The sequence below is a fragment of the Rhodanobacter sp. BL-MT-08 genome, from assembly GCF_054161255.1.
In genome coordinates this window covers 1-13591 of sequence record NZ_CP167872.1, presented here as the reverse complement: position 1 = coordinate 13591, position 13591 = coordinate 1, and the positions used below count along the sequence as shown (strand labels likewise).

The window sequence follows — 13591 nt, the reverse complement described above, 5'->3', positions numbered from 1 at the left end:
ATTGCCGGCTTTTTTGTTCCATGGGCCGAGCCGTTCGGCCCCCTACTGCGTTGGCTTTGCCTGCGCGGCCTTGATCTCGCGATAGTGCGCGAGCTGCGCCGACTGGTCCTGCAGCATCTGCGCACGCGTCGCCTGCTGGCGCTGAAGGGTATTCTGCTGGCCCGTCACCACCGCGCGCTGGCTGGCGATGCTGTCATTGATGAACTTCGGCACGGTCTTCTGGGTGCGTTCGATCTCCGCGGCGCGGCCGAGCAGATCGGTCAGCGCTTTTTCCTGTGTCTTCAGGTTGAGCTGGGTGGTGTGGATCTGCTGGTCCAGCGTGTCGAGCGCCTGCTGCTGTGAAATCCTGAACGTGTTTTCGTCAGGATACGCCTCCAGCATCTGCGCGTCGGCGTTGATGCGATCCTGCTCGATACGCTGCTTTTTCGCCTGGTCGGCGGCAAGCTGGTTGGCGGCAGCACGCTCTTCGGGCGTGAGCTGGCGAGCGACGTGCTGAACGACCAGACCCTGATCGTTCACCGCGTCGAAGCCGTATTTCATTGCTTCGGCATTGAGGCTATCGCTGAAGTGGACCTTGCCCTGGGCGTCGTGCCATTTGTAGCGGATGCCGCTGCCGGTGGATGACGTCTGAGCCGTGGCCGCCACGCTGGTTAACAGCGTGACGGCGGTGAAAATCATTAAGTGTTTGCGCATGGAATCCCCCTGTTGCGCGAATTATAGCGGTCGACACCGTGCCTCTGAGTTCTCGACACCCGCAAATCGTCAGCAGCCGGATGACGTTCAGCGCTGAACGCCGTAACGCTCGCGGTAGGCCAGCAGGCGCTGGTGTTCGCCGGCCAGCTGCGGTCGCTCGCCGGCGTAGGCCAGCACGTCGTCGAGGCTGGTGATGGCGATGACGGGCACGCCGTGATCCGCCGCCACTTCCTGCGCGGCCGAGCGTTCGCCCTGCCCGCGCTCCTGCCGATCCAGCGCGATCAGCACGCCCGCGGCGGTGGCGCCCTGCGCTTCGATCAAGGCCAGCGATTCGCGCACGGCCGTACCTGCGGTCATCACATCGTCCACGATCAGTACCCGACCTCTCAGCGGCGCACCGACCAGCGTGCCGCCCTCGCCGTGATCCTTCGCCTCTTTGCGGTTGTAGGCCCAGGGCAGGTCGCGCTGATGCTGGTCGGCCAGCGCGATGGCCGTGGCCGCCGCCAGCGCGATGCCCTTGTAGGCAGGGCCGAACAGCATATCGACCTCGATGCCGGACTCCACCACGGCGGCGGCGTACGCGCGACCGAGCTGCGCCAGCGCCGCGCCGGAGTCGATCCGGCCCATATTGAAAAAGTACGGACTCAGACGACCCGATTTCAGGGTGAACTCGCCGAAGCGCAGCACGTCGCGGCTGAGGGTGAGTTCAATAAAGTCGCGCTGGTAATCGTGCACAAGTCGCCTCGTTTGCAAAAATGTTGGGATGGTTCCGATCGTGCCACATCGCTCGGCGTTTGATGGTTTAAAAACGCTGCACAGTGATGGTAGCGCCGCGCGCCGTCCGTTACGCCCGCCGGAGGTTGTTATGATCGCGCATCACCTGTTGGAAGATTTCATGCGCATCATCAGCCTCAATGCCAATGGCATCCGTTCGGCCGCGACCAAGGGCGTATTCGACTGGCTGCGCACCCAGGACGCCGACGTGGTCTGCCTGCAGGAGACCAAGGCGCAGGAGGATCAGCTCGGCGACCCGATGTTCCGTCCCGATGGTCACCACTGCTTTTACCGCGATGCGACCAGCAAAAAGGGCTATAGCGGGGTGGCCATCTATGCCAGGCGCGAGCCCGATCAGGTGCTCACCGAGCTCGGCTGGGACGAGTTCGACAACGAAGGCCGCTACATCGAGGCGCGCTTCGGCAACCTCTCGGTGGTGTCGCTGTATTTTCCGTCGGGCTCGTCCGGCGATGAGCGCCAGCAGTTCAAGTTCAAGGCGATGGAATGGTTTACGCCGATTCTCGATGGCTGGCTGAAAAGCGGCCGCGACTATGTGATCTGCGGCGACTGGAACATTGTCCACACGAAAAACGACATCAAGAACTGGAGCTCGAACCAGAAGAACTCCGGCTGCCTGCCGCAGGAGCGCGCCTGGCTGGATCTGCTCTTCCAGCAGCGCGGCTGGGTCGACAGCTTCCGTGCGATCAAGCCCGATGCGGTCGAGTACACCTGGTGGTCCAATCGCGGTCAGGCGCGCGCCAACAACGTGGGATGGCGCATCGACTATCAGGTGATCACGCCTTCGCTGCGCAATCGGCTGAAGGACTGCTCGATCTACCGCGATCAACGGTTCTCCGATCACGCGCCGTATATCGTCGACTATGCCGACTGAGCCGGCAGGCGAGAACCGGTCGGCTGCAGACGCAGCGCGGTCGAGACCATCGGTCTGGCATTCCTTTGCCCAGCCCGCGGCATGGACCATGCTGCTGTTCGGGTTTTCCTCGGGTCTGCCATTTCTGTTGGTCGCCGGCACGCTGGCTTACTGGCTGAAAGAAAAAGGCATCGTGCTGAAAGACATCACGATGATCGCCAGCGCAGGTATGACTTACGCGCTCAAATTTCTATGGGCTCCGCTGCTAGACCACTGGCGCATCCCGGGCTTTTCACGCCTTGGCCGTCGACGCGGCTGGCTGCTGTTTGCCCAGCTCGGCGTGGTGGTCGGCCTGCTGGCAATGGCCGTTCTCACCCCTGCGCAGTTAATGCCCTTCATTGCCGCAACCTTCACCGTGGCTTTCTTTGGTGCCACGCAGGACATCGCCGTGGATGCCTACCGCATCGAGATCGCGCCGATCGATGCCCAGGGGGCGCTGGTCGCGACGTATTCGCTGGGCTATCGCATTGCGTTGATCCTGGCCGGCGCGCTGGCGCTGATTCTCGCTGATCACATCGCATGGAGTTGGGTGTATTTAGTCATGGCCATCGCCATGGCGGTGCCGATCGCTGCAACGCTCATGGCGCGCGAACCTGCGGTGCATCTGGTAGCTCCGCGCGGATGGCGCGCGGCGATGCACGAGAGCGTCGTCGATCCCTTTGCGGATTTTTTTCGTCGCTACGGCTGGCACATCGCCGGCGTGACGCTGCTGTTTATCCTGCTGTTCAAGATTCCCGAGCAGGCCACGATAGGCGGCGTAATGAGTCCTTTCTATCGCGACATGGGATTTTCCAAAACCGAGATCGGCAGCATCACGAAAATCTACGGCATCTGGATTGGCATCGTTGGCGTCTTTCTTGGTGGCGCCGCGGTAGCGCGCTGGGGCGCATGGCGTTCGCTAGGAGTGACTGTGGTGTTGTGTGGCTGCAGCAATCTGCTTTACCTGGCCCTGATCGCTCACCCGGGGAACCTGCTTGTGCTGACCATGGTGATTTCCGGCGAGAACCTTACGCTGGGCATGCTGGGGCCGCCGACGGTGGCGTTTCTTTCGTCGTTGGTCAATCGCGAGCATACGGCCACTCAGTATGCGTTGCTGAGTTCGATGGTCAATTTGCCGGGTAAGGTGCTGGGCTTCTTTGCCGGGGGCATTGCGACGGCGACAGGCTATGGCGAGTACTTCGTGATCACCGTGCTGTCGATCATTCCAGCCACGCTCTTGTTCTTCTATCTATGGCCGAGGTTTCGTCACGCTGACGTCCCACTGGCCGGCGCCGAATAGATCGCACCGAGCACGCGCGGACCACGCGCACCGGTAACGGCCGGTAGATTGCCTGGCAGGCCCAGCAACCGCTGACGCGCGAGCCACGCAAAGGCGGTGGCCTCGAGAAAATCGGGGTCGATGCCGTGCGTTGCCGTGCTGCTAACGACACGTGGCGCCAACAAGTCGGTCAAACGCTGTATCAGCCGGTGGTTGTGCGTGCCGCCACCGCACACGAGGACGTCTGCCGAGGGCGGTGTTTGCTCCACGATGGCTTCGGAGACGCTGCGTGCGGTCAACTCCAGCAGAGTGGCCTGCACATCGGCAGGGCTGAGGTTGGCGAGATGTGGATGCGCCGCCAACCAACCCAGGTGGAAGTGCTCTCGCCCCGTGCTCTTTGGGGGTGGTAGAGAAAAATAAGGCTCGGCCAGCAGCGCATCCAGCAGCGATGTATCGACGGTGCCGCTGGCCGCAAAGGCACCGTCGCGGTCAAAAGGTTCGCCGCGGTGACGAAGGCACCACGCGTCGAGCAGCCCGTTCGCCGGCCCGGTATCGAAACCGAGGACGTTGCCATCCGCGCCCAACACGGTGATGTTCGCAATCCCGCCAAGATTCAGCACCACGCGGCTGTGACCCTCGCGTGCCAGCAGCATGGCGTGCAGTGCGGGCAACAGGGGCGCACCCTGCCCGCCGGCCGCGACGTCCGCGCGGCGAAAGTCGGCAACCACATCGATGCCGCAGCGTTCGGCGATGACGCTGGCGTCGCCCAGCTGCAGGGTGAACGGATAGTCGCCGGTCGGCCTATGGCGCACGGTCTGGCCGTGCGAGCCGATCGCGCACACCGATGTCGCCGCCGTGCCGCTTTGTTCAAGGAGCTGCAGCGCGGCGACGGCGAAGCAGCGTGCGATTTCGACGTCCAGACGTCCAAACGTATCGAGGTCAAGCGCGGCCTCGTCCTGCATCAAGGCGAGCATTTGCTCCCTCAGTGACGCAGGCCAGGGGTGCGCGTAGGTGGCCTTGACCTGAGGTATGCCGCCGGCAAAGTTGACCAGCGCGGCATCGATGCTGTCCGCACTGGTGCCGGAAATCAGCCCGATATAAAGCGCTGCGTCGTCAGTCACGCCGCCGCCGCAATCAGTTGTCGTTGTTGGCAGGGGCATCGACCTTGGCAAGCTTGATGCGCGCGTCAAGCTCGGTCAGTCGTGCCAGCTGCGGCTTCACCACTTGCGATTTGAATTTGGCCAATTGCGCGGCGGGCAACGGTTCCGGCTTCGGCAGGGTCACCGTCTGCGGATTGCGCTGCGTGCCATTGACGCGGAACTCGTAATGCAGGTGCGGGCCGGTGGCCAGGCCGGTCATGCCGACAAAGCCGATGACCTGTCCCTGGGTGACGTGCTGACCGATGCGTTCGCTGCCGAAGCGCGACATGTGGCCATAGGCAGTGCTGATGGCGCCGCTGTGCTGGATGATGACGAAGTTGCCGTAGCCGTTCATCCACCCCTTGAACTTGATCACGCCATCGCCGGCAGCGTGGATCGGCGTACCGGTCGGCGCCGCGTAATCCACGCCTTTGTGTGCGCGCATCAGGCCAAGCACGGGATGCAGTCGCGCGGCGCTGAACGTGGACGAGATGCGGGTGAAGTCCACCGGGATGCGCAGGAACGATTTCTGGATCGGACGGCCGTCTTCGCTGAACCAGCCGTAGTCGCCGCCGGCCTTCTTGAATCGATAGGCGGTATAGCGCTGGCCCTGGTTGATGAATTCCGCCGCAACGATGTTGCCTTCGCCGTAGCGCACGCCATCGCGATACACGTCATCGTAAATCACCGTGAAGCTGTCGCCTTCGCGCAGATCCTGCACGAAATCGACGTCGTACTTGAACAAGTCGGCCAGCTTGCCGACCATGGCGGCATCGAGGCCGGCCTGATCACCCGCGGCGTACAGGCTGCTGTGAATGACGCCGTGCGCTACCTGTTCGCGCATGTCCATGTCGCGAGGCTGGATGCTCACGGTCGGCTGGTCGCCGTCGAGTCGGACCGTTGCGCGATTGGCGTCGTCCTGATCGAAGCGCAGGCCTTTGAGAACGTGGTTGCTGCCCAGCAGGAAATCGAATTCCTCGCCCGGGTGTATATGGTGCAGCGCCGTTTTGGCGGCGCCGGACGCGTCCACGACCTTCTGCAGATCGGTCATGCTCAGCCCGCGGCCAGTAAAGATGTCCGAAAGCGTCTGCCCCGGCTGCACACGCACTACTTGCCAGTCTTCCACCGCTGGTGCCGGTACGCTGACCTCAGCAACTTTGGGCAGAGCCAGCTTCAGAACCGTGTGCGCTTCGGGCACCACTGCAGGTCGCATCGCGCTCGCCCATGCCGGCATGATGAAGCCGGACAGCAGCGTGATCAGCAGCGCCATACCGCCGAGCACCCAGCGCTCGCGATGCCAGTGGATCGGTTCAACGACATCCGACTGGTGAAAGGACCAGTGGGCGAAACGCTCGTAAAAATGCGAGTGCTGCTGCTGCGCTTTGCGGCAAATGGCCTGTTTGCGCGCCTTGCGCGCCCCCTGCTTCTGTTCCGCCATTTCTACACGCCCCGCAGATACGTTCACAAACAGGTCGTACCATAGCGGCCGCGTCTAAACAGCGTCAACGTCCTTTTGCATCAAGGGTTTGCGCGATATTTTCGATTAACGCACAATTAACGTTTTAACGAAGTCAGTTTCCATCGTCTGTTATTCCTCCACATTGCAATCTGAGAGACACACTAATGAACGAGCTTGAGCAGGCGTTGGCAACGATTACCCGGGGCGCCGACGAAATCATCAAGCGTGAGGAGCTCATCGAACGTCTGAAAAGCGGTCGACCACTGCGCATCAAGGCGGGCTTCGACCCGACCGCGCCCGACCTGCACTTGGGCCACACCGTATTGCTGAACAAGATGCGTCAGTTTCAGGATCTGGGTCATCAGGTCATTTTCCTGATTGGCGACTTCACCGGCATGATCGGTGACCCCACCGGAAAAAACGTTACTCGCAAGCCGCTCACCCGTGAGGACGTGCTGGCCAATGCGGAGACGTATGCCAGCCAGGTCTACAAGGTATTGGACAAAGAGCGCACCGAGCTGCGTTTCAATTCCGAGTGGTTCGGCCAGATGTCGGCGGCCGATCTGATCAAGCTGGCGGCGCAGCACACGGTGGCGCGCATGCTCGAGCGCGACGACTTCGCCAAGCGCTATGCGGCGCAGCAGCCCATCGCCATCCACGAATTCCTCTACCCGCTGGTGCAGGGCTATGACTCGGTCGCGTTGAAGTGCGACGTCGAGCTCGGTGGCACGGATCAGAAATTCAATCTACTGATGGGGCGTGCATTGCAGGAGCATCACGGCCAGCCGCCGCAAATCGTGCTGACCATGCCGCTGCTGGAAGGGCTGGACGGCGTCAACAAGATGTCCAAGTCGCTAGGCAATTACATCGGCATCAACGAGCCGGCCATCGATATGGTTACCAAGACCATGAAGATTGGCGACGAACTGATGTGGCGCTGGTTCGAGCTATTGAGCTTTGAGGTATCACTGGAGCAGCTTGCGCAGATGAAGCGCGAGATAGCGGACGGTTCCCTTAATCCGCGCGATGCCAAGCTGCGCCTGGCGCGGGAACTGGTCACGCGCTTCCACGATGCGGCCGTTGCCGAACAGGCTATTGCCGGCTGGCATGCCGTGGTGCGCGGCGAAGGGGATACGTCGTTGCTGCCGTCGAACGACATCGCCGTTCCCGCCGAAGGCATCCGGCTCGCCGCCTTGCTTACCGCGGCGGGCATCACCGCCAGCAATTCAGAGGCAAGCCGCAAGTTGAAGGAGCGGGCTGTGCGCATCGATACGGAGGTCGTCGAGGACGCGCAGCGCGTCTTCAGCGTGGGATTCGAAGGCGTGCTTCAGGTCGGCAAACGCAACTTCGCCCGTGTGAGGCTCGTCGCCGCCTGAAAAATCGGTCGGCGAACGACGGCGGGGCGCCGATTTTCAAATTAGTGCTTGTGCTTTTTTCTGTAGCTCGTATGATGCGCGGCCCAGAGTCGTCCACGCAGTTCTTGACGAGTCACGGCATCTTCGAAAAGTGAAATGAAGGTGTTGACGGCCACAAAAAACGATATAGAATGGGCGGCTCACCTAGGACGAAACGTCTTAGACGCAACACGAGGAATCGGTTGCAAGTGGTTGATCTTTGACAGTGTGCGCAGGTGAATTGTGTGGACGTCTTGCGATGGAGGGTTACGACCTGTCCAACAAATGCAAGCGTCCAATGAAAGAAAAAGTCAGTAATGAGTTTTGATTTTGTTGGGACTAACGCTTCAGAAAGATAGATTGTCTTCGGACAGTCGAAAACTTAAGTGAAGAGTTTGATCCTGGCTCAGATTGAACGCTGGCGGCATGCCTAACACATGCAAGTCGAACGGCAGCACAGCAGAGCTTGCTCTGTGGGTGGCGAGTGGCGGACGGGTGAGTAATGCATCGGGATCTACCTCAACGTGGGGGATAACGTAGGGAAACTTACGCTAATACCGCATACGTCCTACGGGAGAAAGCAGGGGACCTTCGGGCCTTGCGCGGTGAGACGAACCGATGTTCGATTAGCTAGTTGGTGAGGTAATGGCTCACCAAGGCGACGATCGATAGCTGGTCTGAGAGGATGATCAGCCACACTGGAACTGAGACACGGTCCAGACTCCTACGGGAGGCAGCAGTGGGGAATATTGGACAATGGGCGCAAGCCTGATCCAGCAATGCCGCGTGTGTGAAGAAGGCCTTCGGGTTGTAAAGCACTTTTATCAGGAACGAAATACCACGGGTTAATACCCTATGGGGCTGACGGTACCTGAGGAATAAGCACCGGCTAACTTCGTGCCAGCAGCCGCGGTAATACGAAGGGTGCAAGCGTTAATCGGAATTACTGGGCGTAAAGGGTGCGTAGGCGGTTAGTTAAGTCTGTCGTGAAATCCCCGGGCTCAACCTGGGAATGGCGATGGATACTGGCTGGCTAGAGTGTGTCAGAGGATGGTGGAATTTCCGGTGTAGCGGTGAAATGCGTAGAGATCGGAAGGAACATCAGTGGCGAAGGCGGCCATCTGGGACAACACTGACGCTGAAGCACGAAAGCGTGGGGAGCAAACAGGATTAGATACCCTGGTAGTCCACGCCCTAAACGATGCGAACTGGATGTTGGTCTCAACTCGGAGATCAGTGTCGAAGCTAACGCGTTAAGTTCGCCGCCTGGGGAGTACGGTCGCAAGACTGAAACTCAAAGGAATTGACGGGGGCCCGCACAAGCGGTGGAGTATGTGGTTTAATTCGATGCAACGCGAAGAACCTTACCTGGCCTTGACATGTCTGGAATCCTGCAGAGATGCGGGAGTGCCTTCGGGAATCAGAACACAGGTGCTGCATGGCTGTCGTCAGCTCGTGTCGTGAGATGTTGGGTTAAGTCCCGCAACGAGCGCAACCCTTGTCCTTAGTTGCCAGCACGTAATGGTGGGAACTCTAAGGAGACTGCCGGTGACAAACCGGAGGAAGGTGGGGATGACGTCAAGTCATCATGGCCCTTACGGCCAGGGCTACACACGTACTACAATGGTCGGTACAGAGGGTTGCGATACCGCGAGGTGGAGCCAATCCCAGAAAGCCGATCCCAGTCCGGATCGAAGTCTGCAACTCGACTTCGTGAAGTCGGAATCGCTAGTAATCGCGGATCAGCTATGCCGCGGTGAATACGTTCCCGGGCCTTGTACACACCGCCCGTCACACCATGGGAGTGAGTTGCTCCAGAAGCCGTTAGTCTAACCGCAAGGGGGACGACGACCACGGAGTGGTTCATGACTGGGGTGAAGTCGTAACAAGGTAGCCGTATCGGAAGGTGCGGCTGGATCACCTCCTTTCAAGAAATGACGGTCGCGAGCTCTCTCGCGCAAGACGTCCACACAAGGCACCTGTATTTTACGTAGTCGTTTCACGCGAAATCCGTTTCGCGAAGAGCGAAGATCAAGACCGTCCATCCATGGCCGGACTCTTCATCAACAGCCGCTTCGAACGTGGTCTTGGGTAACCTGATGCAGGTTACTTGGTCTGGGTTCTGGGTTCAGTCTCACCGGGTCTGTAGCTCAGGTGGTTAGAGCGCACCCCTGATAAGGGTGAGGCCGGTGGTTCGAGTCCACCCAGACCCACCATATTCCAAGGATTCCTTGGGGCCTTAGCTCAGCTGGGAGAGCACCTGCTTTGCAAGCAGGGGGTCATCGGTTCGATCCCGATAGGCTCCACCATGGAATGACCAGTTCGTAAAATATAAGCACACCTCAAGATTTTGAAGTCATCCGGCGTTGAGGCCGGTGTGACGTTCTTTGAAAAACTGTAAACGAGTGACAAGCGTCTTGGTTCGAAACCGAACCGAGATAAGTGTTAAGGCAACGAAACGAAGTAACTTGGCTGCACCTGATGAGGGTGCATGCCCCGAGGCGACTTGGGGTTATATGGTCAAGCGACTAAGCGTATACGGTGGATGCCTTGGCAGTCAGAGGCGATGAAGGACGTGGCAGCCTGCGAAAAGTGTCGGGGAGCTGGCAACAAGCTTTGATCCGGCAATGTCCGAATGGGGAAACCCACTGCGCAAGCAGTACTGCATGGTGAATACATAGCCATGCAGGGCGAACCCGGGGAACTGAAATATCTAAGTACCCGGAGGAAAAGAAATCAACCGAGATTCCCTGAGTAGCGACGAGCGAACGGGGACTAGCCCAAAAGCACATTATGTTTTAGTCAAACGGTTTGGAAAAGCCGGCCATAGATGGTGATAGCCCAGTCGACGAAAAGACATTTTGTGTGAAATTGAGTAAGGCGGGGCACGTGAAACCTTGTCTGAACATGGGGGGACCATCCTCCAAGGCTAAATACTACTGACTGACCGATAGCGAACTAGTACCGTGAGGGAAAGGCGAAAAGAACCCCGGAGAGGGGAGTGAAATAGACCCTGAAACCGTATACGTACAAGCAGTGGAAGCCCGCAAGGGTGACTGCGTACCTTTTGTATAATGGGTCAGCGACTTACTGTCTGTGGCAAGCTTAACCGTATAGGGGAGGCGAAGAGAAATCGAGTCTGAATAGGGCGCATAGTCTCAGGCAGTAGACCCGAAACCGAGTGATCTATCCTTGGCCAGGTTGAAGGTGCGGTAACACGCACTGGAGGACCGAACCCACATCTGTTGCAATAGATGGGGATGAGCTGAGGATAGGAGTGAAAGGCTAAACAAACTCGGAGATAGCTGGTTCTCCTCGAAAGCTATTTAGGTAGCGCCTCGTGCGAATACTGTTGGGGGTAGAGCACTGTTATGGCTAGGGGGTCATCGCGACTTACCAAACCATGGCAAACTCCGAATACCAACACGTACTACACGGGAGACACACGGCGGGTGCTAACGTCCGTCGTGAAAAGGGAAACAACCCAGACCCGCAGCTAAGGTCCCAAAGTCATGGCTAAGTGGAAAACGATGTGGAAAGGCATAGACAGCCAGGAGGTTGGCTTAGAAGCAGCCATCCTTTAAAGAAAGCGTAATAGCTCACTGGTCGAGTCGGTCTGCGCGGAAGATTTAACGGGGCTAAGCCATGCACCGAAGCTCGGGGTGTGCACATTTATGTGTACGCGGTAGAGGAGCGTTCTGTAAGCCTGTGAAGGTGGATTGTAAAGTCTGCTGGAGGTATCAGAAGTGCGAATGCTGACATGAGTAACGATAATGGGGGTGAAAAGCCCCCACGCCGAAAGCCCAAGGTTTCCTCGCGCAACGTTCATCGGCGCAGGGTGAGTCGGCCCCTAAGGCGAGGCAGAAATGCGTAGTCGATGGGAAGCAGGTTAATATTCCTGCACTTTTCTCTAGTGCGATGTGGGGACGGAGAAGGTTAGGTCTACCGGGCGTTGGTTGTCCCGGGGAAAGGCGGTAGGCATGGGTCTTAGGCAAATCCGGGACCCTTTATGCCGAGCACCGAGACGAGCCCTATTGGGCGAAGTGACTGACACCACGCTTCCAGGAAAAGCCACTAAGCTTCAGCTAGAGAAGAACCGTACCGCAAACCGACACTGGTAGGCAGGGTGAGAATCCCAAGGCGCTTGAGAGAACTCGGGTGAAGGAACTAGGCAAAATGGCACCGTAACTTCGGGAGAAGGTGCGCCCTTTAGCGTGGTCACATGCGTGACTGAGCGTTGAAGGGTCGCAGTAACCTGGCCGCTGCGACTGTTTATCAAAAACACAGCACTCTGCAAACACGAAAGTGGACGTATAGGGTGTGACGCCTGCCCGGTGCTGGAAGGTTAATTGATGGGGTCAGCCGCAAGGCGAAGCTCTTGATCGAAGCCCCAGTAAACGGCGGCCGTAACTATAACGGTCCTAAGGTAGCGAAATTCCTTGTCGGGTAAGTTCCGACCTGCACGAATGGCGTAACGACAGCGGCGCTGTCTCCACCCGAGACTCAGTGAAATTGAATTCGCTGTGAAGATGCAGCGTTCCCGCGGCAAGACGGAAAGACCCCGTGAACCTTTACTATAGCTTTACACTGAACGTTGAGTTCTTCTGTGTAGGATAGGTGGGAGGCTTTGAAGCGCAGACGCCAGTTTGCGTGGAGCCAACCTTGAAATACCACCCTGAAGTGCTTGACGTTCTAACCTAGGCCCGTAATCCGGGTCAGGGACCGTGTATGGTGGGTAGTTTGACTGGGGCGGTCTCCTCCCAAAGAGTAACGGAGGAGCACGAAGGTACGCTCAGCGCGGTCGGACATCGCGCACTGTGTGCAATGGCATAAGCGTGCTTGACTGCGAGATCGACGGATCAAGCAGGTACGAAAGTAGGTCATAGTGATCCGGTGGTTCTGTATGGAAGGGCCATCGCTCAACGGATAAAAGGTACTCCGGGGATAACAGGCTGATACCGCCCAAGAGTTCATATCGACGGCGGTGTTTGGCACCTCGATGTCGGCTCATCACATCCTGGGGCTGTAGCCGGTCCCAAGGGTATGGCTGTTCGCCATTTAAAGTGGTACGCGAGCTGGGTTCAGAACGTCGTGAGACAGTTCGGTCCCTATCTGTCGTGGGCGTTGGAGATTTGAGGGGGGCTGCTCCTAGTACGAGAGGACCGGAGTGGACGTTCCGCTGGTGTTCGGGTTGTCATGCCAATGGCATTGCCCGGTAGCTATGAACGGAAGTGATAACCGCTGAAAGCATCTAAGCGGGAAGCACGCCCCAAGATGAGATCTCCCGAGAGCTTGACTCTCCTTAAGGCACCATCAAGACTAGGTGGTTGATAGGTCAGGTGTGGAAGTGCAGCAATGCATGGAGCTAACTGATACTAATGAGCCGTGAGGCTTGGCCATATAACCCCAAGACGCTTCAGTTTGTTCCTTGAAGCTTGTCTCGTCCGATTTCACCTCGACGCTTGTCACTCGTTTACACCTCTATTTGACGCGAGTCCTTTTCGCGAAGAGCAAAGCCCGCCATCCTTGGCGGACTCTTCAAAAGGGCTCGAACCAGATTGAAGCCGGCGCGTCATGCGCTGCTTCAACCCCTTCCCTGGCGGCCATAGCGGCGTGGTACCACCTGATCCCATCCCGAACTCAGAAGTGAAACGCGCATGCGCCGATGGTAGTGTGGCTTTGCCATGCAAGAGTAGGTCACCGCCAGGGGCCTTATACCTCAGAACCCTCACCGGAATCGGTGGGGGTTTTGTTTTATGGCGGTGTGGACGTGCGGCTGCGCGCGCAGCGCGCGGGCTGCAACAGGTCACCGCCAGGGGCCTTATACCTCAGAACCCTCACCGGAATCGGTGGGGGTTTTGTTTTATGGCGCTGGCCCGGCGCATGCGCGCCGCAACCGAACGGCCGAGCGGAACAGGCACTGGCTTTATGCTGAAAGACTGC

At 58.6% G+C, this 13591-nt stretch carries 7 protein-coding genes, 2 tRNA genes and 3 rRNA genes; 8 read left to right on the top strand and 4 right to left on the bottom strand.

Features of this window, described 5'->3' with window-relative positions; translation table 11 throughout:
• Nucleotides 1-42 precede the first annotated feature (42 nt).
• Together ACDK93_RS00060 and pyrE are read right to left on the bottom strand one after the other, a co-directional pair.
• Complete coding sequence (locus ACDK93_RS00060) at nucleotides 43-693, bottom strand: DUF4124 domain-containing protein (protein ID WP_458070557.1); 651 nt, start codon at nucleotides 691-693, stop codon at nucleotides 43-45.
• Nucleotides 694-780: 87 nt separating this feature from the next.
• Nucleotides 781-1428: an orotate phosphoribosyltransferase gene (gene pyrE, locus ACDK93_RS00055; protein WP_458070556.1), complete on the bottom strand. Its 648-nt coding sequence runs from the start codon at nucleotides 1426-1428 to the stop codon at nucleotides 781-783.
• Between the two features lie 160 nt (nucleotides 1429-1588).
• Between pyrE and ACDK93_RS00050 the strand changes: the two genes are divergently transcribed.
• Together ACDK93_RS00050 and ACDK93_RS00045 are read left to right on the top strand one after the other, a co-directional pair.
• The gene (locus ACDK93_RS00050) at nucleotides 1589-2359 is read left to right on the top strand and encodes an exodeoxyribonuclease III (RefSeq protein WP_458072302.1); all 771 of its coding nucleotides are present in this window, start codon (nucleotides 1589-1591) and stop codon (nucleotides 2357-2359) included.
• Entirely contained in the window at nucleotides 2349-3677 is a 1329-nt protein-coding gene (locus tag ACDK93_RS00045) for an AmpG family muropeptide MFS transporter (protein ID WP_458070555.1), read from the top strand. The genes ACDK93_RS00050 and ACDK93_RS00045 overlap by 11 nt, the downstream gene beginning before the upstream one ends.
• Here the strand turns inward: ACDK93_RS00045 and ACDK93_RS00040 are convergent.
• Complete coding sequence (locus ACDK93_RS00040) at nucleotides 3644-4777, bottom strand: anhydro-N-acetylmuramic acid kinase (protein WP_458070554.1); 1134 nt, start codon at nucleotides 4775-4777, stop codon at nucleotides 3644-3646. The genes ACDK93_RS00045 and ACDK93_RS00040 overlap by 34 nt on opposite strands.
• 13 nt (nucleotides 4778-4790) lie before the next feature.
• On the bottom strand, nucleotides 4791-6233 hold the full coding sequence (locus ACDK93_RS00035) for an OapA family protein (RefSeq protein WP_458070553.1): 1443 nt from the start codon (nucleotides 6231-6233) through the stop codon (nucleotides 4791-4793).
• A 185-nt stretch (nucleotides 6234-6418) separates the two neighbouring features.
• Here ACDK93_RS00035 and tyrS point away from each other — a divergent pair, with 185 nt between their 5' ends.
• From tyrS to rrf, 6 genes are all read left to right on the top strand, one after another.
• Nucleotides 6419-7630, top strand: a complete 1212-nt coding sequence (tyrS, locus tag ACDK93_RS00030; RefSeq protein WP_458070552.1) for a tyrosine--tRNA ligase — start codon at nucleotides 6419-6421, stop codon at nucleotides 7628-7630.
• A 401-nt stretch (nucleotides 7631-8031) separates the two neighbouring features.
• A 16S ribosomal RNA gene (locus ACDK93_RS00025) occupies nucleotides 8032-9576 on the top strand.
• 211 nt (nucleotides 9577-9787) lie between these two features.
• Nucleotides 9788-9864, top strand: a tRNA-Ile gene (locus ACDK93_RS00020).
• 17 nt (nucleotides 9865-9881) lie between these two features.
• A tRNA-Ala gene (locus ACDK93_RS00015) sits at nucleotides 9882-9957 on the top strand.
• Nucleotides 9958-10166: 209 nt separating this feature from the next.
• Nucleotides 10167-13048 (top strand): 23S ribosomal RNA (locus ACDK93_RS00010).
• Nucleotides 13049-13243: 195 nt separating this feature from the next.
• Nucleotides 13244-13357, top strand: a 5S ribosomal RNA gene (gene rrf / locus ACDK93_RS00005).
• The 16S, 23S and 5S rRNA genes sit together here with 2 tRNA genes alongside, the layout of an rRNA operon.
• Nucleotides 13358-13591 lie beyond the last annotated feature (234 nt).

What these genes read in the sequence shown, in the direction of transcription:
- ACDK93_RS00060 (WP_458070557.1), bottom strand. Translation starts at nt 693, where the DNA reads ATGCGCAAACACTTAATGATTTTCACCGCCGTCACGCTGTTAACCAGC.
- ACDK93_RS00050 (WP_458072302.1), top strand. Translation starts at nt 1,589, where the DNA reads ATGCGCATCATCAGCCTCAATGCCAATGGCATCCGTTCGGCCGCGACC.
- ACDK93_RS00045 (WP_458070555.1), top strand. Translation starts at nt 2,349, where the DNA reads ATGCCGACTGAGCCGGCAGGCGAGAACCGGTCGGCTGCAGACGCAGCG.
- ACDK93_RS00035 (WP_458070553.1), bottom strand. Translation starts at nt 6,233, where the DNA reads ATGGCGGAACAGAAGCAGGGGGCGCGCAAGGCGCGCAAACAGGCCATT.
- tyrS (WP_458070552.1), top strand. Translation starts at nt 6,419, where the DNA reads ATGAACGAGCTTGAGCAGGCGTTGGCAACGATTACCCGGGGCGCCGAC.